General features: G+C 69.3%; 18 protein-coding genes, 1 other RNA gene and 2 pseudogenes. 17 read left to right on the top strand and 4 right to left on the bottom strand.

Annotated elements, in window-relative coordinates:
• The first annotated feature begins 27 nt into the window (after nucleotides 1-27).
• The gene (gene rsmI, locus G4Q83_RS13845) at nucleotides 28-855 is read left to right on the top strand and encodes a 16S rRNA (cytidine(1402)-2'-O)-methyltransferase (RefSeq protein ID WP_128418898.1); all 828 of its coding nucleotides are present in this window, start codon (nucleotides 28-30) and stop codon (nucleotides 853-855) included.
• A gap of 141 nt (nucleotides 856-996) precedes the next feature.
• Here rsmI and G4Q83_RS13840 read toward each other — a convergent pair whose 3' ends face one another.
• Together G4Q83_RS13840 and G4Q83_RS13835 are read right to left on the bottom strand one after the other, a co-directional pair.
• Nucleotides 997-1227: a transposase gene (locus G4Q83_RS13840; protein ID WP_128418897.1), complete on the bottom strand. Its 231-nt coding sequence runs from the start codon at nucleotides 1225-1227 to the stop codon at nucleotides 997-999.
• Between the two features lie 55 nt (nucleotides 1228-1282).
• Complete coding sequence (locus G4Q83_RS13835; protein WP_128422010.1) at nucleotides 1283-1831, bottom strand: hypothetical protein; 549 nt, start codon at nucleotides 1829-1831, stop codon at nucleotides 1283-1285.
• A gap of 636 nt (nucleotides 1832-2467) precedes the next feature.
• Here G4Q83_RS13835 and G4Q83_RS13830 point away from each other — a divergent pair.
• Together G4Q83_RS13830 and G4Q83_RS23435 are read left to right on the top strand one after the other, a co-directional pair.
• The gene (locus G4Q83_RS13830) at nucleotides 2468-3313 is read left to right on the top strand and encodes a trypsin-like serine peptidase (RefSeq protein WP_128421970.1); all 846 of its coding nucleotides are present in this window, start codon (nucleotides 2468-2470) and stop codon (nucleotides 3311-3313) included.
• A 91-nt stretch (nucleotides 3314-3404) separates the two neighbouring features.
• Nucleotides 3405-4196 (top strand): annotated as a pseudogene (locus G4Q83_RS23435) (IS5 family transposase); the annotation flags it as partial.
• On the opposite strand, the pseudogene G4Q83_RS23430 reads toward G4Q83_RS23435, so the two are convergent.
• A pseudogene (locus tag G4Q83_RS23430) lies at nucleotides 4197-4292 on the bottom strand (gamma carbonic anhydrase family protein); the annotation flags it as partial. It abuts the pseudogene before it with no gap.
• 363 nt (nucleotides 4293-4655) lie between these two features.
• Between G4Q83_RS23430 and rnpB the strand changes: the two are divergent.
• Nucleotides 4656-5021, top strand: an RNA gene (rnpB, locus tag G4Q83_RS13815) — RNase P RNA component class A.
• 198 nt (nucleotides 5022-5219) lie between these two features.
• Here the strand turns inward: rnpB and G4Q83_RS13810 are convergent.
• Complete coding sequence (locus G4Q83_RS13810) at nucleotides 5220-6008, bottom strand: NRDE family protein (protein WP_128420748.1); 789 nt, start codon at nucleotides 6006-6008, stop codon at nucleotides 5220-5222.
• Nucleotides 6009-6380: 372 nt separating this feature from the next.
• Here G4Q83_RS13810 and G4Q83_RS13805 point away from each other — a divergent pair, with 372 nt between their 5' ends.
• From G4Q83_RS13805 to ftsA, 13 genes are all read left to right on the top strand, one after another.
• Nucleotides 6381-6782, top strand: coding sequence for a division/cell wall cluster transcriptional repressor MraZ (locus G4Q83_RS13805; protein WP_246432394.1), 402 nt, complete (start codon nucleotides 6381-6383; stop codon nucleotides 6780-6782).
• A gap of 14 nt (nucleotides 6783-6796) precedes the next feature.
• On the top strand, nucleotides 6797-7894 hold the full coding sequence (gene rsmH / locus G4Q83_RS13800) for a 16S rRNA (cytosine(1402)-N(4))-methyltransferase RsmH (RefSeq protein WP_128420749.1): 1098 nt from the start codon (nucleotides 6797-6799) through the stop codon (nucleotides 7892-7894).
• A complete protein-coding gene (gene ftsL, locus G4Q83_RS13795; RefSeq protein WP_128420746.1) occupies nucleotides 7891-8154 on the top strand; it encodes a cell division protein FtsL in 264 nt (87 codons plus the stop codon). Before rsmH ends, ftsL begins: the two co-directional genes overlap by 4 nt.
• Entirely contained in the window at nucleotides 8151-10019 is a 1869-nt protein-coding gene (locus G4Q83_RS13790) for a peptidoglycan D,D-transpeptidase FtsI family protein (protein WP_128420745.1), read from the top strand. The genes ftsL and G4Q83_RS13790 overlap by 4 nt, the downstream gene beginning before the upstream one ends.
• Entirely contained in the window at nucleotides 10016-11524 is a 1509-nt protein-coding gene (locus tag G4Q83_RS13785; RefSeq protein WP_128420744.1) for a UDP-N-acetylmuramoyl-L-alanyl-D-glutamate--2,6-diaminopimelate ligase, read from the top strand. Before G4Q83_RS13790 ends, G4Q83_RS13785 begins: the two co-directional genes overlap by 4 nt.
• On the top strand, nucleotides 11521-13089 hold the full coding sequence (locus G4Q83_RS13780; RefSeq protein ID WP_128420743.1) for a UDP-N-acetylmuramoyl-tripeptide--D-alanyl-D-alanine ligase: 1569 nt from the start codon (nucleotides 11521-11523) through the stop codon (nucleotides 13087-13089). The genes G4Q83_RS13785 and G4Q83_RS13780 overlap by 4 nt, the downstream gene beginning before the upstream one ends.
• Nucleotides 13079-14164, top strand: a complete 1086-nt coding sequence (gene mraY / locus G4Q83_RS13775) for a phospho-N-acetylmuramoyl-pentapeptide-transferase (RefSeq protein ID WP_128420742.1) — start codon at nucleotides 13079-13081, stop codon at nucleotides 14162-14164. Before G4Q83_RS13780 ends, mraY begins: the two co-directional genes overlap by 11 nt.
• The gene (ftsW, locus tag G4Q83_RS13770) at nucleotides 14164-15486 is read left to right on the top strand and encodes a putative lipid II flippase FtsW (RefSeq protein WP_128420741.1); all 1323 of its coding nucleotides are present in this window, start codon (nucleotides 14164-14166) and stop codon (nucleotides 15484-15486) included. The genes mraY and ftsW overlap by 1 nt, the downstream gene beginning before the upstream one ends.
• Nucleotides 15483-16796, top strand: coding sequence for an undecaprenyldiphospho-muramoylpentapeptide beta-N-acetylglucosaminyltransferase (gene murG / locus G4Q83_RS13765; RefSeq protein WP_128420740.1), 1314 nt, complete (start codon nucleotides 15483-15485; stop codon nucleotides 16794-16796). Before ftsW ends, murG begins: the two co-directional genes overlap by 4 nt.
• Nucleotides 16793-18229 carry a UDP-N-acetylmuramate--L-alanine ligase gene (murC, locus tag G4Q83_RS13760; protein WP_128420739.1) on the top strand — a complete coding sequence of 479 codons (1437 nt, stop codon included), beginning with the start codon at nucleotides 16793-16795 and terminating at the stop codon, nucleotides 18227-18229. The genes murG and murC overlap by 4 nt, the downstream gene beginning before the upstream one ends.
• On the top strand, nucleotides 18226-19185 hold the full coding sequence (locus tag G4Q83_RS13755; RefSeq protein ID WP_128420738.1) for a D-alanine--D-alanine ligase: 960 nt from the start codon (nucleotides 18226-18228) through the stop codon (nucleotides 19183-19185). The genes murC and G4Q83_RS13755 overlap by 4 nt, the downstream gene beginning before the upstream one ends.
• A gap of 190 nt (nucleotides 19186-19375) precedes the next feature.
• The gene (locus tag G4Q83_RS13750; RefSeq protein ID WP_128420737.1) at nucleotides 19376-20269 is read left to right on the top strand and encodes a cell division protein FtsQ/DivIB; all 894 of its coding nucleotides are present in this window, start codon (nucleotides 19376-19378) and stop codon (nucleotides 20267-20269) included.
• On the top strand, nucleotides 20266-21501 hold the full coding sequence (ftsA, locus tag G4Q83_RS13745; protein WP_128420736.1) for a cell division protein FtsA: 1236 nt from the start codon (nucleotides 20266-20268) through the stop codon (nucleotides 21499-21501). Before G4Q83_RS13750 ends, ftsA begins: the two co-directional genes overlap by 4 nt.
• The last annotated feature ends 132 nt before the right edge of the window (nucleotides 21502-21633 follow it).

Genomic DNA, 21633 nt, shown 5'->3' with positions numbered 1-21633 from the left:
TCTACCCTTGACCATGGAAAGCCGTAGATGAGCGCCCAGCCCGGAACCCTGCATGTCGTCGCCACGCCGATCGGCAATCTCGCCGACCTGACGCCGCGCGCGCAGGAGGTGCTGCGCGCGGTCGCCGCGATCTGCGCCGAGGACACCCGCCGCAGCGGCCAGCTGCTGTCGCACTTCGGCATCGACAAGCCGCTGCTGGCGCTGCACGAGCACAACGAGCAGGCGCTGGCGCAACGCATCGTCGCGCGCCTGCTCGGCGGCGACTCGCTGGCCCTGGTCAGCGACGCCGGCACCCCCCTGGTCAGCGACCCCGGCTACCGGCTGGTGCGCGCGGCGCGCGAGGCCGGGGTACGGGTCAGTCCAGTGCCCGGCGCCTGCGCGGCGATCGCCGCGCTCAGCGTGGCCGGCCTGCCCAGCGACCGCTTCAGCTTCGAGGGCTTCCTGCCGGCCAAGGCCGCCGCGCGCCGCGAGCGCCTGGCGCGACTGGCCGGCGAGCCGCGCACCCTGGTGTTCTACGAAGCGGCGCATCGCATCGTCGAGTCCCTGGCCGACTGCCGCGCCGCCTTCGGCGACGCGCGCCCGGCGGTGCTGGCGCGCGAACTGACCAAGCTGTTCGAGACCGTGCTCGACGGCAGCCTTGCCGAGCTGCAGGCACGGGTGCAGGCCGACGACAACCAGCGCAAGGGCGAGTTCGTGCTGATCGTGCAGGGCGCCGGCGACGACGCCGACGCGCAGCTGGCCGAAGGCCGCCGCGTCTACGCCACGCTCAGCGAACACCTGCCGCCATCGACCTCCGCCAAGCTGGCCGCGGAACTCACCGGCGCGCCGCGCAAGGCGTTGTATGGGGGCAGCTAGTGTTCTGTCCCTGAGATAATTTTACAGCGTTGTTCGACCTTGTGGAGGATGGATTGAGCGGTAGCAGTCCAGATGAAGGGCCGCTTGTGAAGGTTGCAGTGGGCGACATAGCGTTCGATGCGCTGGACCAGTTCCTTGACGCTAGGGGAACGAACCGCGCCGGAGGGCCTGCTGGGTGATCAGGCTGAAGAAGCGTTGGAGCTGATTGATCCAACTGGAGTAGGTAGGAGTGAAGTGCAGGTGGCAACGCGGACGCCGTGCCAGCCATGGGCGCACCTTGGGACGGCGGTGGGCGGCGTCGTTGTCCAAGGCCACATGCAGGTCCAGCGCCTTGGGCACTTGCTGATCGAGGTGCTGCAAGAAGGCAAGCATGAACCGCCCCGGGATTGAACTGTCCCCGGAAGTTGGACGGTCGCGATTCCCGCGTTCAGGCGGTGCTTCTCAGCCGGTATGCCACAGGGCTGAGCCCCTGCAGCCCGAGCTTGATACGCTCGGGGTTGTCGTAGTGGACGTCACCATGCACGCCCGCTTCGAGCGCATCAAGGCTGTTGGCGCGCGGCAGGGTTTGCGCCGCATCGCTGGCGAGCTTGTTTGACGGCGCTGCACCGCCTCGTTCTGGCTTCATCTTGGGACGCTCTTCTTTCTCGCTAGCGAGAGCCTGCAGGCGGCCTTGATCGAGATTGCCTCGCCAGACCACGACTTGGTGGGGATTGCCGATGTCATAGAGCGCCGCCACCTGGCGGCTGGAAAGCGGTTCGCGATCCTGACCGGCCAGGACCCGCAGGTTGAACTGCCCACTGTACGCGCTGCGCTTGGGACGCCACCGGTCGATGCCGTGGAGGCGACAGGGGCTCACCCAGGTGCGGATCTTCTCCTCGCGCACCAGCCACCGCCCAGCCAGCAGCCTTGCCCCGCCTTCGCCCGCCAAGACGCTCTGGACGACTTCCAACTTGAACTCCCTTTTGTACTTCTCCATGAGACCCCTTGACGTTCGTCCAACTTCTGCGGGGCAGTTCAGTCGGGGATGCACCCAGCCAATTGGCCAGTGTGTCGGCCGACATGTCCAGTTGTGGCCCGATCGACTCGGCCAGGGCGACAGCTTGAGCCTCGAAGTCGTCGGTGAAACGGCGATGGGTCATACGTTGCATGAGAACCTCCAGGGCGCGATGAAAGTATCGCTGCCTGGCGTCCGCGCTCGCGGGACGGATTCAGGTGTCGACTGCCCCCCCTGCAGCGAGCGCATTCGCCAATGATTAGAAGACTTCGCGTCGTGCAGTCCGCTTCGCAGGTGGATCTGTCAAATTGGCGGCGTGGCACCCGTCAACTTCAATCCGGACTCATCCGGCACAAAATGGTCTCTCCCTCGAGAGAATCTTAATTCGCTGGCGAGCATTCGGCTCCCGGCCAAGACAGAGAGGTAAGAAACGCCATGGCACATCTGCCACGAACCACGCTCATCATGAGCACGCCCTGCGCCGCCCTCATAATGTTGGCCATTACCGACGTGCCTGCAAGCGCCGAATCGATCAATCTCTCCGACGGGGCCATCGTGCAGTACGTCGTTCCGACTGCTCAGCGAGATAAGAACGCTTCCTACTGGACACCCACACGGATGCGCGCCGCGGTTTCCGCATCGTTCGTCGATGCCAACCCGGACGACGGCGACCCGCCCCAGACACAGAATTTAGCCGTGGTCCTTGGTAAAAACCCGGGCGCAGAATGGAAGATAGTGACAGGTGCGGTGGCGGCGCCGAAGACGGATCCGTCCGTGCCGGTTCCCGGGTTCTCCGCCGCTGGTCACCTCGGCGTGGTCTTCTTTCGGGCGAACGGCATAGACCAGCGCTGCACTGGCAACGCGGTCGTCTCCGACTCCGGGAACGTCGTCGCCACTTCCGGGCGCTGCGTCTCCGCCCTACCGGGTACGGTCGTGTCAAAATTGGTGTTCGTGCCCGGCTACAACGGCACCGCCCCCTATGGGGTGTGGGCCGCGACGACCATCACGGCCGATAAAGATTGGGTCGTGGGCCGAGCCGTCGACTATGACACGGCGTTCTTCCAGGTGCAGGCCCCCCTGGCACTGAGGCAGTCCGGCGCGACGCTGTCGAGCACTGTCGGGGCGTCTGGCGTTCTCTTTGCCGGTCAGCAGGACGACAACGAATATCGGGCGACCGGCTACAACACCGACCCCGGTGCCGATGCGAACAAGCCTGTCAGCGTGACCAGCACCGCAGAGCCGAACCCGTGGATGAACAAGGACTACGCCATCGAGGGCCTGGAGTGGGACGCACGCTCCGGCGTCAGCGGCTCACCCTGGGTCTCGACGGACGAGGATCCCGTGCGGGACGTCGAGGTCGGCATGACCTCGTTTGCCTACAAGCAGTTCATCCACTCCTCGTTCGGTCCGCAGTGGACGTCAGCGATCAGTAACCTGTATCAGACGGCGGCGGCGGCTAAATAGGCTGCGACTCGGTAATCCTCCCTAAGAACTTATCCGTAAGTTATTAAACTCCTGATCCGAGCCGCAGAGAACGCGGCGGCGGATCGGGACCATGGCTAAGCGCGTCGAATCGTGGGTCGTGGCCGATGACGTCTGGGAACGGGTTGAGCCGCTGATGCCGCTGCGCTTGGCGGCGCACCGGGTATCTGGTCGCAAGCCAGGAGCGGGCCGACCACCGAAGCCGGCGCGGCAGGTGTTGGAGGCCGTCGTCCATGGGCTGCGCACCGGCGGCCAGTGGAAAGCGCTGCCCAAGGAGCGCTTGGGTAGCGCAAGTGCCATCCACCAACGCTTCCTGGAGTGGGCGGCGGCGGGCTTCTTCGACGCGTTGTGGAAAGGGCTGGCCGAGTACGACCAGATGGCGGGCATTGCCTGGCGCTGGCAGGGCGTCGACGGCGCGATGATGAAGGCGCCATTGGCTCAAGAAACCGTCGGCCCGAATCGGATGGATCGGGGGAAAAACGGGCAGCAAGCGACAGCTGCGGGTGGCCGGGCGTGGCGTCGGGTTGTCGCTCGTGGTGAGCGGGGCCAACGTTCATGACGGCAAGGCGCTTGATGGCGTCCTCGGCGCCATCGCCGTCAGGCGCAAGGATCGGCCGCATCGGCCAAACAAGCATCCGTGCGCCGACGCGGGCGACCGCGGCGTGCCGCATCTGCGCACCATCGAGCGCCACGGCGACATTCCCCATGTCCTCGATCGCCGCAAAGCGGCCGATGACAAGCGGGGTGACCCGAAGAAAAAGGCCCGACGGCGGGGGGCGAGGTCTGCCATGGCGGGTTCAACCGCTCCGGCAAGCTGCTCGTTCGGTACGAGAAGCTCGAGCGCAGCGTCGTCGCTCTCAACCATCAGGACCACGTCGCCGATGACGGTGCAGGCCGGGTCCACGTAGACGCGTGCGCCCAGCTGCGGCGTCTTGTCAAGGAACGGGCGGATCGGGTTCACGGCAGTCTCCGGCGATCGGGCCGGGCATGCGCCAGATCGCCGCGCGCGCCGATGATAGCGCCTGCCCATCAAGGACCCGCACGACCCGGACCAACGGCTCCCCCGCTTTTCCGGGTCCCCGGTCCCGAGTCCCGAGTCCCGCTCGCCGCGGCCATTATCGCGCTCCGCAAGGGACCGGTCCGGGTCGATACAATTTACGGATAAGTTCTAAGTTGCGATCTGTGGCCGATGGCCGCCAGTTTGTGGAGACGGCGGAACGCCGTCGAATGGTGTTTAAAAAGCCGTTTTGCGCGCGTATTGCTCGCGTCCGGAGAGGGTGATGGCCTGGGTTTCTGAATGGAAACGTGCAACAATGCGCGCGGCGGAGTCGGCTAGGCAGTCGCGTCGTCCCGGTGCATTTCGGTGCGGCGGGGTGCCGAGGAAAGTCCGGGCTCCACAGGGCAAGGTGCCAGGTAACGCCTGGGCGGCGCGAGCCGACGGAAAGTGCAACAGAAAGATACCGCCTACGTCTGCGCAAGCAGGCCGGTAAGGGTGAAATGGTGCGGTAAGAGCGCACCGCGAGTCCGGTAACGGACCGGCACGGCAAACCCCACCTGGAGCAAGACCAAATAGGGACCTCATGGCGCTGCCCGCGTCGGGTCCGGGTAGGTTGCTCGAGCGCCGCGGCGACGCGGCGCCTAGAAGAATGACTGCCCACGACAGAACCCGGCTTATCGGCCGGCTCCGCCGCTTTTTTCGCGCGCAGCGCGAAAAAAGCCCCAAACTTTCGCGCAGCAGAAGTTTGGGCCCCAGGCCCTTGGCCTGCCAAATCCCCGCGGCTTCGCCGCGCCCCCTTTACCAAAGGGGGCTTTGCTCAAGATGCAGTACAGAGCGGGACTGGGGACTCGGAAAAGCCGGGAATGCCGCGGCTCGCTTTTGCTTTCGCTCTTACCGGGTCCCGAGTCCCGGGTCCCCAGTCCCGAGCACCTTCAGCCGCGTCTCCCCCAAGAACACCCCATCGACGCCGAAACGGCGCTCGTGGATCCAGCCGCGTCCGCCGCCGTCCACCGCGACGATGGTGCTGGCGCGGGTGCCGTAGTCGTGGCCGCGGATGAAGGCCGGCGACAGGCGCCGCTCCAGCGCCAGGCCCACGCCGGTGTCGGGCAGCTGCGCCTCGGCGGCGATGGTCTCGTCGGCCAACGCGCGCCACAGCACGGTCAGGTCTTCGTCGCCCGCGGCGATCCAGCCTGCCAGCGCTTCGCACAGGCGCACGGTCTTCGGCCAGGGCGCGTCCAGTGCCCCATTGGACATGCCGTGGATGCCGCGGCCCAGGCGCCGCCGGGCAAGCGGGTGGTTGCCCAGGTATTCGGCACCGTCGGCGTCGGCCAGCAGCAGGTTGAACGGCGGGTAGGCGTCGGCGCGCGTCGCCAGGGCCTCGGCGAACGCGGCCGCCGGCGCGGCACCGGCCAGGTAGTCGGCGACCAGCGCGCCCCGCGAGGCGCCGGACATCGACGCCAGCGGGTCGCGCACGTTGGTCACCACCGTGCAGCGGCCGGCGTCGTCCAGGCCCACCCAACTGCCGCCGGAACGCAGGTCGCGCCCGGCCAGCACGCGCTGTGCCGGGGCCGGCCAGCGCTGCAGCGGCGCGGTCGGACGGGCGTGGAATTCGTCGCGGTTGCCGACCAGCAGCAGGCGCCAGCGCGGGTGCGATTGGAGGGCGAGGGCGACCAGGCACATAGGGCGCGATTGTGCGGTTTTGCGCAGTGGTGTGCGAGCCGGTCGGCGGTGGACGCGGCGACTGGCCGCCGTCTTAACGCCTTGTGCACAGGGCTGAATTTCCGCTCAATCTCAAAATATGAGACGAAACAGCAACTTGTGGATAAGGTTTGAACAAGTCTCTAAAGAATGGTGCAAGCCGTTGATGTGGCTGGCGATTTATCGCTCGCAAAGTTGTTGACAACCTTTCGCGCGCTGCTAAGGTGGGTATCTGAGGGAAAACCGGGTTTTTTGTGGTTTTTCATGGTTCAATAACCGCCCAGGCGGATTTTGAAAGGTGTAGGCGTCGTGTTCCAGGGCGAGACCGCAATCACAGTGGACGACAAGGGGCGTATGGCGGTTCCCACCGCGTACCGCGACCTCGTCGCGCGTGCGAGCGGCAATCGGCTGGTGCTGACCTACAACCCGTTCGAGGCCGGATGCCTGTGGCTATACGCGGAGAAGGAGTGGGAGCGGGTCCGTGACGACGTCATGGCCAAGCCCAACACCCAGCGCGTGGTGCGGGTGCTGCAGCAGAAGCTGGTGGGTTCCTCGGCCGCGCTGGAGCTGGACGCCAACAGCCGCATCACCATTCCGCCGAGCCATCGCGCCGCGGTGGGCGTTGAAAAGCGCGCTGTGCTGTTGGGCATGGGCGACAAGTTCGAACTGTGGAGCGAGCAGGCTCATCGCGCACTGATCCAGCAGACGTTGTCTGACCAGGATCTGGGCGATGGATTGCTCGATCTGAAGTTGTGAGCCGGGGTGTCCGGATGCGCGGACAGGCGCAGGCCGGTCACCTCCCGGTGTCGCAACCGTCGGCGGCGCACGTGCCGGTGTTGTTCGCGCAGGTCATGGACGGGCTGCAGGTGATCGAAGACGGACTCTATCTGGATGGCACGTTCGGGCGTGGCGGACACGCGCGCGGGGTGCTGCACGAACTCGGCCCGGGAGGCCGGCTGCTGGTGATGGACAAGGACCCCGAGGCGATCGCCGAAGCCGAACATGCGTTCGGCGGCGACGCGCGCGTGAGCATCCGCCGCGGCAGCTTCGCCGAACTGGGGCAGTGGGACGCCGCCGCCGACCTGGACGGGGTGTTGTTCGACCTGGGCGTGTCCTCGCCGCAGCTGGACGTGGCCGAGCGCGGTTTCTCGTTCGGCAAGGACGGCCCGCTGGACATGCGCATGGACCCGGACGCCGGCGAGAGCGCCGCGCAGTGGCTGGCGCGCGCCGCCGAGCGCGACATCGCCGACGTGCTGTGGACCTACGGCGACGAGCGCCAGAGCCGGCGCATCGCCCGCGCGATCGTGGCGCGCCGCGCCGCGCAGCCGCTGACCCGCACCGCGCCGCTGGCCGAGCTGATCGCCAGCGTGATGCCGCGCGGCGACGGCAAGACCCATCCGGCCACGCGCAGCTTCCAGGCGATCCGCATCCACATCAACCGCGAGCTGGCCGACCTGCAAGCCGGGCTGGACGCGGCGCTGGCCAAGCTCAAGCCGGGCGGCCGGCTGGCGGTGATCAGCTTCCATTCGCTGGAAGACCGCATCGTCAAGCAGTTCATGAACCGCCACGCCAAGGCCCCGCCGAGCAACCGCCGCCTGCCCGAGGCGCAGCCGTTCGTGCCGGCGCTGCAACTGCACGGCGGCGCGATCAAGGCCGACGCCGCCGAACTGGCCGGCAACCCGCGCGCGCGCAGCGCGGTGCTGCGGGTGGCCGAAAAATTGTCGGGACTCGGGACCTGGGACTCGGGACGCGATAGAAGCAACAGCAGCAGTGGCGGCGGTGATCGGTCGACGCGCGGCTCGGGCTTTTCGCGAGTCCCCAGTCCCGGGTCCCGAGTCCCGGCGCAGCTCCAAAGGAGCGCGCCATGAGCCGTCTGCTGCTCATCGTTCTGTTGGCCTGCACCGTCGCCTCGGCGATCGGCGTGGTGTACATGCGCCATCGCCACCGCCAGCTGTTCGTCGAGCTGTCGCGGCTGGAGCACAGCCGCGACGAACTGAACATCGAATTCGGCCGGCTGCAGCTGGAGCAGGCGACCTGGGCGGAAAGCAATCGCGTCGACCAGGTCGCGCGCGGGCGGCTGGGCATGAAGTTTCCGGAAACCGGCGACATCGTGGTGGTGCGGCCATGAGCAAGACCGGCCGCAACCGCGCGCGCAGCCACTTCAACCTGCGCGGCCGCCTGGTCCTGGTTGGCGCGGCGCTGAGCCTGTGCTCGGTCACGCTGATCGGCCGCGCCGCCTACGTGCAGCTGATCAACAGCGATTTCTACCAGCGCCAGGGCGAGGCGCGCTATCTGCGCGAGCTGCCGATCGCCACTTCGCGCGGCATGATCACCGACCGCAACGGCGAGCCGCTGGCGGTATCCACGCCGGTGGAGTCGATCTGGGCCAATCCGCAGGAACTGCTGCGCAATCCCGATCGCATCCCGCAGCTGGCGCAGGCGCTGGAACTGCCGAGCGACGAACTGGCCGCCAAGCTGTCGCAGAAGACGGACAAGGAATTCATGTACCTCAAGCGCCGGATCAATCCGGACAAGGCGCATGCGGTGGTCGCGCTGGGCATCCCGGGCGTGTTCTCGCAGCGCGAGTTCCGCCGCTTCTATCCGCAGGGCGAAGCGATGGCGCACGTGCTCGGCTTCACTAACATCGACGACCGCGGCCAGGAAGGACTGGAACTGGCGTTCGACGAATGGCTGCGCGGCAAGCCCGGCTCCAAGCGGGTGATCCGCGACCGCAAGGGCGCGATCGTGGAGAGCATCGACCTGGTCAAGCCGGCCCAGCCGGGCAAGGACCTGACCTTGAGCATCGACCGCCGCATCCAGTTCCTGGCCTACAAGGAGCTGCGCAAGGCCCTGGAAGACAACAAGGCCGCGGCCGGCTCGATCGTGATCCTGGACGTGGCCAGCGGCGAAGTGTTGGCGATGGTCAACCTGCCGACCTACAACCCGAATTCGGTCAGCGGGGTTAATTCCGATGCGCGCCGCAACCGCGCGGTCACCGATCTGGTCGAGCCGGGTTCGACGATGAAGCCGCTGACGGTGGCCACCGCGCTGCAGGTCGGGGTGGTCACGCCGAACACGCTCATCGACACCAATCCCGGCTACATGAGCCTGGGGCGGTACACGATCCGCGACGTGCCGCGCAACAACGGCGTGCTCAACGTCACCGGGGTGATCACGCGCAGTTCCAACATCGGCGCCGCCAAGATCGTCGCCAAGCTGGACGACCAGGCGTTCTACCAGTCGGTGCGCAAGTTCGGCTACGGCGCCGCGCCGCACAGCGGGTTCCCCGGCGAATCGGCCGGCGTCGTGTCGCATCCCGGCAGCCCGAGCTGGTACGGCACCACCAAGACCACGATGTCCTATGGCTACGGCCTTTCGGTGACGCCGCTGCAGATCGCCACCGCCTACACCGCACTGGGCAACAACGGCAAGTTGATGCAGCCGACCTTCGTCAAGGGCCAGCACCAGGAAGTGCGCGAGGTGATCAGCCCGCAAGTGGCCCGGGAAGTGGTGTCGATGATGGAGACCGTGGTGACCCAGGGCGGCGCCAAGGGCGCGGCGGTGCTCGGCTACCATGTCGCCGGCAAGACCGGCACGGCGCGCCTGAACGGCCCCGGCGGCTATATCCGCGGTCACTACAACGCGCTGTTCGCCGGGCTGGTGCCGGCGACCAACCCACGCTTCGCCACGGTCATCGTGATCAACGATCCGCAGGGCGCCAAGTACTACGGCGGCCTGGTCTCCGCGCCGGTGTTCCACAACGTGATGGAAGGCGCGCTGCGGCTGATGGACGTACCGCCGGACGACATCCAGGCGTGGCTGGCGGCGCAGGCGGCCGGCAAGAGCGGTCATGCGCCGCCGCCGGCGCCGGTGGAGCCGGATCCGGCCATCGTTCCCGACGCCGCGGCGGAAGTGGACGCCGCCTTGCCCAGCGCGCACGCGTCCGCGCCGCCGGCTGCGCTGCCGGCGCCACTGCAGGAGACCCGCCAGTGAGCCGCGTGTTGCCGCTGGCGCACCTGCTGCCGGACCTGGCGCTGGCTGGCGAGGTGGCCGTGTCCGGGCTGGCGATGGACAGCCGCCAGGTACGGCCCGGCGACGCGTTCGTGGCGATCGCCGGCTTCGGCGCGCACGGGCTCGGCTTCGCCGCGCAGGCGCGCGCCAACGGGGCCGCGGCGGTCCTGTTCGAGCCGCCGGCGCCGGCCGACCTGCCGGCGCCGGCCGACGCGATCGCGGTGCCGGGCCTGCGCGCGCGCCTGGGCGCGATGGCCGACCGGTTCCACGGCCATCCGTCGCAGGCGATGACGATGGTCGGGGTCACCGGCACCAACGGCAAGACCTCCACCGTGCAACTGCTGGTCCAGGCCTGGCAGTGCCTGGGCACGCGCAGCGGCAGCATCGGCACGCTCGGCGCCGGCCTGTACGGCGACGTGGTGCCGACCGGCTTCACCACGCCGCTGGTGCTGCACACGCATGCGCTGCTGGCGCAGCTGCGCGATGCCGGCGCGCAGGCGGTGGCGATGGAGGTGAGTTCGCATGCGCTGGACCAGGGCCGCGTGGATGCGGTGCATTTCGATGTCGCGGTGTTCACCAATCTCACCCGTGACCATCTGGACTACCACGGCGACATGGCCGGCTACGGCGCGGCCAAGGCGCGCCTGTTTGCCACGCCGGGGCTGAAGGCGGCGGTGCTCAATGCCGACGACGCGTTCGGCCGCGCGCTGCTGGCGACGCTGGACCCGGCGCTGCGCCGCATCGGGGTCAGCTCGCGCGGCCATGCCGGCGCGATGCTGCGTGCCGAGGCGCTGCGCCTGGACGTGCGCGGCATCGGCTTCGAGCTGGCGATCGACGGTGCGCGCCATGCGGTGCAGTCGGCGCTGCTCGGCCGCTTCAACGTCGACAACCTGCTGGCGGTGGCCGGCGCGCTGCATGCGCTGGACGTGGCGCCGGCGCGCATCGCCGCGACGCTGTCGCAGCTGCAGCCGATCCGCGGGCGCATGCACCGTCTCGGCGGCGCGCACGCGCAACCGCTGGTGGTGGTGGACTATGCGCATACCCCGGACGCGCTGGAGCAGGCGCTGGACAGCCTGCGCGGCCACGCGCACGGTCGTCTGCTGTGCGTGTTCGGCTGTGGCGGCGAGCGCGACGCCGGCAAGCGTCCACAGATGGCGGCGATCGCGCAACGCCTGGCCGACGCGGTGATCGTCACCGACGACAATCCGCGCGGCGAGGACGGCGACCGCATCGTCGCCGACATCCTGGTCGGGTTCAGCGACATGCACGCGGTGCGCGTGCAGCGCGACCGCGCGCAGGCCATCGCCCGCGCGGTCGGCGAGGCCGGCAGCGAGGACATCGTGCTGATCGCCGGCAAGGGCCACGAGCCGTACCAGGAGATAGCCGGCATCAAGCATCGGTTCGACGACAGCGAGATCGCCGCGCAGGCGCTGCAGGCGCGTGCCGCACAGGCCAGCCAAATACAGGCCGGAGAGCGCGCGCGATGAAGCGCCTGCCGCTGTCGATGATCGCGCACTGGGCCGGCGCCGAACTGCATGGCGACGACGTGGCGATCGATGCGATTGCCCACGACACCCGCACGCTGGCGCCGGGCAGCCTGTACGTGGCGCTGCGCGGCGAGCGCTTCGACGGCCACGACTTCGCCGTCGACGCCGCCGCGCGCGGCGCCAGTGCGTTGTTGGTGGACGTGCTGCAGCCGCAGAGCGAACTGCCGCAGATCCTGGCCGCCGACACCCAGCTGGCGCTGGCGCGGATCGCCGCCGGCATGCAGCGCGGCCGCGCCACGCGGGTGGCGGCGATCACCGGCAGCAATGGCAAGACCAGCGTCAAGTCGCTGCTGCTGGCGATCCTGCAGCACGCCTGCCGCGCGCACGGCGGCAGCGTCTACGCCAATCCCGGCAACCGCAACAACGAGATCGGCCTGCCGCTGGCGGTGATCGAGGCGCCGGACGCGGCCGACTACGCGATCTACGAGATGGGCGCCGGCAAGCCGGGCGACATCGCCTACCTGACCGACATCGTCGCCCCGCACGCGGCGCTGGTGAACAACGTCGCCTCGGCGCACCTGGAATGCATGGGTAGCCTGCTCGGCGTGGCGCAGACCAAGGGCGCGGTCTATGCCGCGCTGTCTGCCGACGGCACCGCGGCGATCAACGCCGACGATGCCTTCGGCCTGTGGTTCGAGCAGCGCCTGCCGACGCCGCTGGCCCCGCGTGTCCTGCGCTTCGGTCTGCAGGCCAGCGCCGAGGTCACCGCCACGCAGTTGCGCGCGCGCGCGGACCGCTCGCAGTTCGTGCTGGTCACCCCGCACGGCGAGGCCGAGACGACGCTGCCGCTGCCCGGCCGCCACAACCTGATGAACGCGCTGGCCGCCGCGTCGCTGGCGCTGGCCCTGGACATCGCGCCGGCGCTGATCGCTGCCGGCCTGGCGCAGGTGCAGCCGGTGCCGGGGCGGCAGATCGCGCACACGCTGCCCGGCGGCGCGGTGTTGATCGACGACAGCTACAACGCCAACCCCGGTTCGCTGGCCGCGGCGATCGACGCGCTGGCCGCGGCCGGTGGCGAGCGCTGGCTGGTGCTGGGCGACATGCGCGAACTTGGCGCCGGCGCCGAGGCGCTGCACGCCAGCGGTGGCCGCCGCGCGCGCGACGCCGGGTTGACCCGGCTGTACGCGCTGGGCCCGCTCAGCGCCGTCGCGGCGCAGGCGTTCGGCGAGAACGGACGGGTGTTCGACAGCCACGCGGCGCTGATTGCCGCGTTGCGCGCGGATCTGCGTGCGGCCACGGTCGGGACTCGGGACTCGGGACTCGGGACTCGGGAAAAGCAGGATCAAGAGCAGGAAACAGAGCAAATGCATGAGAGCACCGGTGCGGCGTCCGCTGGCGTTGCGCCCCTGCGAGTCCCGAGTCCCGAGTCCCGAGTCCCGACTTCACTGAGTCCCGAGTCCCGAATCGCGGCCACCATCCTGGTCAAAGGCTCGCGCGGCAGCGCCATGGACAAGATCGTGAGCGCACTGCTGGCCCAGGGAGAGGAGGCGCCGCATGCTGCTTGAGCTGTCCCGTTGGCTGCAGCAGTTGGAAAGCCTGTTCGGCCTGTTCGGCTACCTCACTTTGCGCGGCATCCTGGCCGCGCTGACCTCGCTGTTCCTGTCGCTGTGGCTGGGCCCGGCGATGATCCGCAAGCTGGCGCAGTTCAAGGGCGGCCAGCCGATCCGCCAGGACGGCCCGCAGACCCATTTCTCCAAGGCCGGCACGCCGACCATGGGCGGTTCGCTGATCCTGCTCACCGTGCTGCTGTCGGTGCTGCTGTGGGGCGACCTGCGCAACCGCTACGTGTGGCTGGTGCTGGCGGTGATGCTGGCGTTCGGCGCGATCGGCTGGTACGACGACTGGATCAAGATCGTGCGCCGCGATCCGAACGGGCTGAAGTCGCGCTGGAAGTACCTGCTGCAGTCGATCTTCGGGCTGGCCGCCGGCCTGTTCCTGTACTACAGCGCCGACGTGCCGGCCGCGATCACCTTCTACATCCCGATGTTCAAGTCGATCGCGCTGCCGCTGGCCGGCATCAGCTTCGTCGCCATCGCCTATTTCTGGATCGTCGGCTTCTCCAACGCGGTCAACCTGACCGACGGCCTGGACGGGCTGGCGATCATGCCCACCGTGCTGGTGGCGTGCGCGCTGGGCGTGTTCGCCTATGCCTCGGGCAACGCGGTGTTCTCCGCCTACCTGAAGATCCCGGCCATTCCCGGCGCCGGCGAGTTGGTCATCATCTGCGCGGCGATCGCCGGCGCGGGCCTGGGCTTCCTGTGGTTCAACACCTACCCGGCGATGGTGTTCATGGGCGACATCGGCGCGCTGGCGCTGGGCGCGGTGCTCGGCGCCATCGCGGTGATCGTGCGCCAGGAGCTGGTGCTGGTGATCATGGGCGGGGTGTTCGTGATCGAGACGCTGTCGGTGATGATCCAGGTCGCCTCGTTCAAGCTCACCGGCAAGCGCGTGTTCCGCATGGCGCCGATCCACCACCACTTCGAGCTGAAAGGCTGGCCGGAGCCGCGCGTGATCGTGCGCTTCTGGATCATCTCGGTGGTGCTGGTGCTGGTCGGCCTGGCCACGTTGAAGGTGCGCTGATGAACGATGCCCCACGCCAGGCAACCCGACTCGAGGCCATCGGCGGCCGCTACGACCCGTGGCTGCTCGGCGCCGTGGTGGCGCTGGCCTCGCTGGGCGTGGTGATGGTCGGCTCCAGTTCGATCGAGCTGACCGTCAGCCCGTTCTACTACCTGACCCGGCACCTGCTGTTCCTGGCCGGCGGCGTCGGCCTGGCGATCTGGACGATGCGCACCGAGCTGAAGAACATCGAGCAGTACAACCAGTTGCTGTTGCTGGCCTGCTTCGGCCTGTTGATCGTGGTGTTCGTGCCCGGCCTGGGCAGCAGCGTCAACGGCGCGCGGCGCTGGGTCAACCTGGGCATCTCCAGGTTCCAGACGGTGGAAGCGGTCAAGGTGCTGTACATCGTGTGGCTGTCCAGCTACCTGGTGCGCTTCCGCGACGAGGTCAACGCCACCTGGCCGGCGATGCTCAAGCCGCTGGGCGTGGCGGTGGCGCTGGTCGGCCTGCTGCTGCTGCAGCCGGATTTCGGCTCCTCCACGCTGCTGCTGGCGACCACCGCCGGGATGCTGGTGCTGGGCGGGGTCAACCTGCCGCGCATGTCGATGCCGATCGTGATCGGCCTGCCGGTGTTCGCCTTCATCGCGATCCTGGAACCCTACCGCCTGCGCCGCATCACCTCGTTCCTGGATCCGTGGGCCGACCAGCTCGGCTCCGGCTACCAGCTGTCCAATGCGCTGATGGCGGTAGGCCGCGGCGAACTGTTCGGGGTCGGCCTGGGCGGCTCGGTGCAGAAGCTCAACTACCTGCCGGAAGCGCATACCGATTTCATCTTCTCGGTGATCGCCGAGGAACTGGGCTTCACCGGCGTGTGCCTGATCATCGCGCTGTACGCGCTGCTGGTCGGGCGCGCGTTCTGGCTGGGCATGCGCTGCGTGGAGATGAAGCGCCACTTCTCCGGCTACATCGCCTTCGGCATCGGCCTGTGGATCAGCTTGCAGAGCTTCGTCTCGGTCGGCGTCAACCTGGGCATCCTGCCGACCAAGGGTCTGACCCTGCCGCTGATCTCCGCCGGCGGTTCCAGCGTGCTGATGACCTGCGTGGCGATGGGCCTGCTGCTGCGCGTGTCCTACGAACTCGACCGTGCCGAGCGCCAGGTGGCGCGGGTGCGCAGCGACGTGGCGCCGACCGTCAAGCAGACCGTGGACAGCGCCGAGGACCTGCAGGCCGCGCGCCAGGCCAGCGCCAGCGCGGTGGCCGCGGCGATCCAGGCCGGCAGCCCGGCGCGGGGCGCCAGCCGCATGCCGTCGCGGGTCGAGCCGACCTTCGGGAGGCTGGGATGAGCATGCATGCCAATCCCCGGCAAAAGCCGGCAGATCCATGTGCGGGGACCGAATATGCGAGTTCTCCATCAGGCGCGCAGCAAGGCGCAAGCCGCCCGGTAATGATCCTCGCCGGCGGCACCGGCGGGCACATCTTCCCGGCGCTGGCGGTGGCCAAGGCGCTGCGCGCACGCGGCGTGCCGGTGGTGTGGCTGGGTGCGGCCGGGCGCATGGAAACCCAATTGGTGCCACAGCACGGCATCGAGATCGACACCATCGAGATCGGCGGCCTGCGCGGCAAGGGCGCGCTGGCGTTGTTCGGCGCGCCGTTGCGGATATTGCGCGCGATCCGCGCCGCCGGCTTCGTGCTGCGCCGACGCGCGCCGCGCGCGGTGATCAGCTTCGGCGGCTTCGCCGCCGGTCCCGGCGGCATCGCCGCGCGCCTGCTGAAACTGCCGCTGCTGGTGCATGAACAGAACCGCGCGCCGGGCCTGACCAACAAGGTGCTGGCGCGCATCGCGCGGCGCGTGCTGACCGGCTTCCCCGGCAGCTTCGCCATGCGCGAGGAAGCGGTGGGCAATCCGGTGCGCGTCGAGATCGCCGCGTTGCCGCCGCCGGTGCAGCGCCTGGCCGCGCGCGCCGGCACGGCGCGCCTGCTGGTGCTCGGCGGCAGTCAGGGCGCGCGCGCGCTGAATCAGGCGCTGCCGCGCGCGCTGGCCGCGCTGGGCATGCAGGTCCAGGTGCGCCACCAGTGCGGCGAAACCCTGCGCGGGGAAGCGGCGCGTGCCTATGCCGACGCCGGTGTCCAAGCCAGCGTCGAAGCCTTCATCGGCGACATGGCCGCCGCCTACGCCTGGGCCGACCTGATCGTGTGCCGCGCCGGTGCCTCGACCCTGGCCGAACTGTGCGCGGCCGGCATCGGCAGCGTGCTGGTGCCGTTCGCCGCCGCGGCCGACGACCACCAGACCCGCAACGCCGAATACCTGGTCGAGCGCGGCGCCGCGGTATTGCTGAAGCAGGACGACGCCTTGGCCGCCAACCTGCAAGGCGTCCTGCACGACCTGCTCGGCAATCCGGCGCGCGGCCTGTCCATGGCCGAGGCCGCACGCAGCCTGGCCAAGCCGGATGCGGCCGAGCGCATTGCCGACATCATTCTTGAAGAAGCCGGGACCGGGGACCAGGGACCGGGGACCGGGGACAAGTACGATCAACAGCAGAAGCCTATGCACGCAGACAATCTCCACGGCCAGGCGCTTCGCGCCGCCGCTCCGCTCTTCCCCGGTCCCCGGTCCCCGGTCCTCGGTCCCGGCGCGAACGGAGTTCGCGCATGATCCGCCGTCTCCACGACACCGGCGACCTGGTCCGCGCGTTCCCACGCGTGCACTTCGTCGGCATCGGCGGCACCGGCATGAGCGGCATCGCCGAGGTCATGCTGACCCTGGGCTACGAGGTCTGCGGTTCGGACAACGCCGACAACGCGGCGACGCGGCGCCTGGCCAAGCTCGGCGCGCGGGTGATGCGCGGGCACTCGGCGGCCAACGTGCTCGGCACCGACTGCGTGGTGGTGTCCAGCGCGATCCGCGACGACAACCCGGAGCTGATGGAGGCGCGCAGCCAGCGCATCCCGATCATGCCGCGCGCGGCGATGCTGGCCGAACTGATGCGCTTCCGCCGCGGCATCGCGGTGGCCGGCACCCACGGCAAGACCACCACCACCAGCCTGGCCGCGGCGGTGCTCAGCGAAGGCGGGCTCGATCCCACCTTCGTGATCGGCGGGCAACTGCTGGCCGCCGGCGCCAACGCCAAGCTCGGCGGCGGCCAGTGGCTGGTGGCCGAGGCCGACGAGAGCGATGGCAGCTTCCTGCGCCTGAATCCGCTGATCTCGGTGATCACCAACATCGACGCCGATCACCTGGAGAACTACGGCAACGACTTCGTCCGGGTCCAGGCCGCGTTCGCCGAGTTCCTGCAGCGCCTGCCGTTCTACGGCCTGGCGGTGCTGTGCATCGACGATCCGGAAGTGGCCGCGCTGGCCGCCAGGACCCCGCGCCACGTGATGAGCTACGGGCTCAGCGAGACGGCCGACGTGCGCGCCGAGGACGTGGTCCAGGACGGCCCGCGCATGCGCTTCACCCTGCGCCTGCCGGAAGGCAGCAGCACGCCGGTGACGCTGGCCCTGCCGGGCCGGCACAACGTGCTCAATGCCCTGGCCGCCGCCGCGATCGGCTGGCAGCTGGGCGTGGCGCCGGCGGCGATCGCCAGCGCGCTGCAGGGCTTCGCCGGCATCGGCCGCCGCTTCAACGATCTGGGCGAAGTGGTCACCGCCGCCGGCGCGCGCGTGCGCGTGGTCGACGATTACGGCCATCATCCGCGCGAGCTGGCCGCGGTGTTCGCCGCCGCGCGCGGCGGCTGGCCGGACCGGCGCCTGGTGGTCGCATTCCAGCCGCACCGCTACAGCCGCACCCGCGACCAGTTCGACGCGTTCGCCGCGGTGCTGTCGGAGGTGGACGCGCTGGTGCTCAGCGAGGTCTACCCAGCCGGCGAAGCGCCGATCCCCGGCGCCGATGCGCGCTCGCTGGCGCGCGCGATCCGCGCCCGCGGGCGCAGCGAGCCGGTGGTGGTCGGTCAGGTCGCCGAGCTCAGCGAGGTGCTGCCGGACGTGCTGCAGGACGGCGACCTGCTGCTGATGATGGGCGCCGGCGACATCGGCTACGTCGCCCAGCACATCGCGCAGGACGGTTTCGCCACGCAGGTCAAGGCATGAGCGCGCCGAACTGGCCGCCGCCACGCCACACCGACCCGGCCGTGTTCGGCCGCGTCGCGGTGCTGCTCGGCGGCACCTCCAGCGAACGCGAGGTGTCGCTGGATTCGGGTCGCAACGTGCTCGAGGCGCTGCGCGCGCGCGGCGTCGACGCGGTCGCCGTGGACGGCATCCCGGCGCTGGCGCAGGCGCTGGCGGAGAAGTGCTACGACCGCGTGTTCAACGTGCTGCACGGCCACAACGGCAGCGGCGAAGACGGCGTCGTGCAGGGCCTGATGGACGCCTTCGGGGTGGCCTACACCGGTTCGCCGGTGCTCGGCTCGGCGCTGAGCATGGACAAGGTGCGGACCAAGCAGGTGTGGCTGGCGCTGGGCCTGCCGACGCCGCGCTACGTGCGCCTGGCGGCGACCGCGCAGGCGGCGGCGATCCACGCCGCGGCCGCGCGGCTGGGCCTGCCGGTGATCGTCAAGCCGGCCAACGAAGGCTCCAGCGTCGGCGTCACCCGCGTGTTCGAGCCGGTGCAACTGGGCGACGCGGTGGCGCTGGCCGCGCGCTACGACGGCGAACTGCTGATGGAGCAGCTGATCGTCGGCGACGAACTGACCGTGGCGATCCTCGGCGACACCGCGCTGCCGTCGATCCGCATCGTGCCCAAGGGCCAGTGGTACGACTACCACGCCAAGTACGTGGCCGAGGACACGCAGTACCTGTGCCCGGGCCTGGACGGCGATGCCGAGCGCGCGCTGGGCCAGCTGGCGCTGGCCGCGTTCCGCGCCGCCGGCTGTCGCGGCTGGGGCCGCGTCGACGTCATGCGCGACGGCGCCAGCGGCGACTTCGCCCTGCTGGAGGCCAACACCGCCCCGGGCATGACCAGCCATTCGCTGGTGCCCAAGGCCGCAAGCCAGGCCGGCATCGGCTTTGAGGAACTGGTGTGGCGGGTGTTGGAGCAGACGCTGTGAGGTCGGGACTGGGGACTGGGGACTGGGGACTCGGAGCGCGGTGCGCCGCCGATGCGCTGCTGCGCCCGAGTGTCCGCGCACGCATTCTCGCCAAGGGCGCCGCTTCTACGAATCCCCAGTCCCCAGTCCCGAGTCCCGGTTCCATCAAGTCCCGAGTCCCGAGTCTCGGCGTTCGCCATGAGGCGAACGCATGAGCGCCCTGCTGCGCATCCTCGCCTGGCTGCTGGCGCTGGCGCTGGTCGCGCTGCCGGTGGTGGCGTTGCTCAACGGCTGGGTCGGCGCCGAGCGCTGGCCGCTGAGCCGGCTGCAGGTCAGCGGCGACTTCAAGCGGGTGCCGGCCGAGCAGCTGCGCCAGGTGGTGTTGCCGTACGCGCGCCGCGGTTTCTTCGCGGTGCGCCTGCAGGACGCGCAGAACGCCATCGAGCGCTTGCCGTGGGTGGAGCGCGCGCGGGTGCGCAAGCGCTGGCCGGACGTGCTGGAGGTGCGTGTCACCGAGCATCGCCCGTTCGCGCGCTGGGGCGCCGACCGCATGCTGTCCGAGCAGGGCCGCATCTTCGCCCTGCCGCGCGAACTGCGCGGCAGGGCGCTGCCGCAACTGGACGGGCCCGACGCCAAGGCGCAGGACGTGGTCGCGCTGTACAACACGTCGCGCGCGCTGTTCGCGCCGGCCGGGCTGCAGGTCGACGGCGTGGCGATGGACGCGCGCGGCAGCTGGTCGCTGCAACTGGGCGACGGGATACAGGTGGTGGTGGGCCGCGACGACGCCCGCGCCCGTCTGACGCGCTTCGCCCGCGTACTGCCGCAGTTGCTGCAGCCCGAGCAGGCGCCGCTGGCCCGCGCCGACCTGCGCTACACCAATGGGTTCACGGTGAGCCGCAAGGCCCTCGAGAATGGGGACCGGGGACCGGGGACCGGGGAGCGCAAGCCCGGCCGCGCCGCCGCAGCGCCTGCTGCGCATGCCGGCACTGCGTGGTTGACGCCACGCCCCCCGACGCTCGCCATGCCCCCGCTGTTCCCGGTTCCCGGTCCCCGGTCCCCGGTCCCGTCACCGCATTCCCGCTCTCTACGCAGTACCCAGACATGAACCGCAAAGGCGACAAATCCCTCATCGTTGGACTGGACATCGGCACCTCCAAGGTCGTCGCGCTGGTCGGCGAGTATTCGCCCGGCAACCCGATCGAGGTGATCGGCATCGGTTCGCACGAATCGCGCGGGCTCAAGCGCGGCGTGGTGGTGGACATCGAATCCACCGTGCAGTCGATCCAGCGCGCGGTCGAGGAAGCGGAATTGATGGCCGGCTGCGAGATCCGCTCGGTGTACGCGTCGATCTCCGGCAACCACGTGCAGTGCAAGAATTCCCCCGGCATCGTGCCGATCCGCGATGGCGAGGTGACCTGGAACGACCTGGACCGGGTGCTGGAAGCGGCCAAGGCGGTAGCGATCCCGGCCGACCAGCGCATCCTGCACGCGATCCCGCGCGAGTACGTGCTCGACGATTCGCAGGAAGGCATCCGCAACCCGGTCGGCATGACCGGCGTGCGCCTGGAGGTGCACGCGCACCTGGTGGTGTGCGCACAGTCGGCCGCGGCCAACATCAGCAAGTGCGTGCAGCGCTGCGGTCTGCAGGTGGACGACCTGATCCTGTCGTCGCTGGCGTCCTCGGTGGCGGTGCTGACCGCCGACGAGCGCGAATTGGGCGTGGTGCTGGTGGACATGGGCGCGGGCACCACCGACCTGGCGGTGTTCGTGCAAGGCGCGATCTGCCACACCGCCTCGTTGCCGATCGCAGGCGACCACGTCACCAACGACATCGCGCACATGCTGCGCACGCCCACGCCGGAAGCCGAGCAGATCAAGGTGCGCTACGCCTGCGCGCTGGCGCAGCTGGCCACCGCCGAGGAAAGCATCCAGGTGCCGAGCGTCGGCGACCGTCCGCCGCGGCGCATGCCGCGCCACGCGCTGGCGCAGGCGGTGCAGGGCCGCTACGAGGAAATCTTCGAGATGGTGCAGGCCGAACTGCGCCGTTCCGGCTTCGAGGAACTGGTGCGCGCCGGCATGGTGCTGACCGGCGGCGCTTCGAAGATGGAAGGCGTGGTCGAACTGGCAGAGGAAATGGTGCAGATGCCGGTGCGCGTGGGCATCCCGCAGCACGTCACCGGCCTGGGCGAAGTGGTCGGCAACCCGGTACACGCCACAGGCGTGGGCCTGCTGCTGATGGGCAGCCAGATCGAGCACCCGCGGCGCCCGTCGCTGCCCACCGGGCGCGCCGGCAGCCTGTTCAAGAAATTGAAGAACTGGTACCGCGGAGAGTTCTGAAAGCCGGGACCCGGGACTCGTTGGAGCGGAGAGCGGAGAGCGGAAGGCGGAAAGACAGAGAGACGGTAAAGCGGTAACGGCAACATCCACTAAGAAAATCGCCGGTGCGAAGGCTGGGCAGGGAACAGGAAG

It is taken from the genome of Xanthomonas theicola (assembly GCF_014236795.1).
GTDB classification, from domain to species: Bacteria; Pseudomonadota; Gammaproteobacteria; order Xanthomonadales; family Xanthomonadaceae; genus Xanthomonas_A; species Xanthomonas_A theicola.
Note: the sequence above shows the minus strand (reverse complement) of the source record. Positions and strands in the feature narration are given on the sequence as shown.

Bases quoted from the DNA above. Each gene is read 5' to 3' on its own strand.
- rsmI (WP_128418898.1), top strand. From the start codon at position 28: ATGAGCGCCCAGCCCGGAACCCTGCATGTCGTCGCCACGCCGATCGGC.
- G4Q83_RS13840 (WP_128418897.1), bottom strand. From the start codon at position 1,227: ATGCTTGCCTTCTTGCAGCACCTCGATCAGCAAGTGCCCAAGGCGCTG.
- G4Q83_RS13835 (WP_128422010.1), bottom strand. From the start codon at position 1,831: ATGGAGAAGTACAAAAGGGAGTTCAAGTTGGAAGTCGTCCAGAGCGTC.
- G4Q83_RS13830 (WP_128421970.1), top strand. From the start codon at position 2,468: ATGCGCGCCGCGGTTTCCGCATCGTTCGTCGATGCCAACCCGGACGAC.
- G4Q83_RS13810 (WP_128420748.1), bottom strand. From the start codon at position 6,008: ATGTGCCTGGTCGCCCTCGCCCTCCAATCGCACCCGCGCTGGCGCCTG.
- G4Q83_RS13805 (WP_246432394.1), top strand. From the start codon at position 6,381: ATGGCGGTTCCCACCGCGTACCGCGACCTCGTCGCGCGTGCGAGCGGC.
- rsmH (WP_128420749.1), top strand. From the start codon at position 6,797: ATGCGCGGACAGGCGCAGGCCGGTCACCTCCCGGTGTCGCAACCGTCG.
- ftsL (WP_128420746.1), top strand. From the start codon at position 7,891: ATGAGCCGTCTGCTGCTCATCGTTCTGTTGGCCTGCACCGTCGCCTCG.
- G4Q83_RS13790 (WP_128420745.1), top strand. From the start codon at position 8,151: ATGAGCAAGACCGGCCGCAACCGCGCGCGCAGCCACTTCAACCTGCGC.
- G4Q83_RS13780 (WP_128420743.1), top strand. From the start codon at position 11,521: ATGAAGCGCCTGCCGCTGTCGATGATCGCGCACTGGGCCGGCGCCGAA.
- mraY (WP_128420742.1), top strand. From the start codon at position 13,079: ATGCTGCTTGAGCTGTCCCGTTGGCTGCAGCAGTTGGAAAGCCTGTTC.
- ftsW (WP_128420741.1), top strand. From the start codon at position 14,164: ATGAACGATGCCCCACGCCAGGCAACCCGACTCGAGGCCATCGGCGGC.
- murG (WP_128420740.1), top strand. From the start codon at position 15,483: ATGAGCATGCATGCCAATCCCCGGCAAAAGCCGGCAGATCCATGTGCG.
- murC (WP_128420739.1), top strand. From the start codon at position 16,793: ATGATCCGCCGTCTCCACGACACCGGCGACCTGGTCCGCGCGTTCCCA.
- G4Q83_RS13755 (WP_128420738.1), top strand. From the start codon at position 18,226: ATGAGCGCGCCGAACTGGCCGCCGCCACGCCACACCGACCCGGCCGTG.
- G4Q83_RS13750 (WP_128420737.1), top strand. From the start codon at position 19,376: ATGAGCGCCCTGCTGCGCATCCTCGCCTGGCTGCTGGCGCTGGCGCTG.
- ftsA (WP_128420736.1), top strand. From the start codon at position 20,266: ATGAACCGCAAAGGCGACAAATCCCTCATCGTTGGACTGGACATCGGC.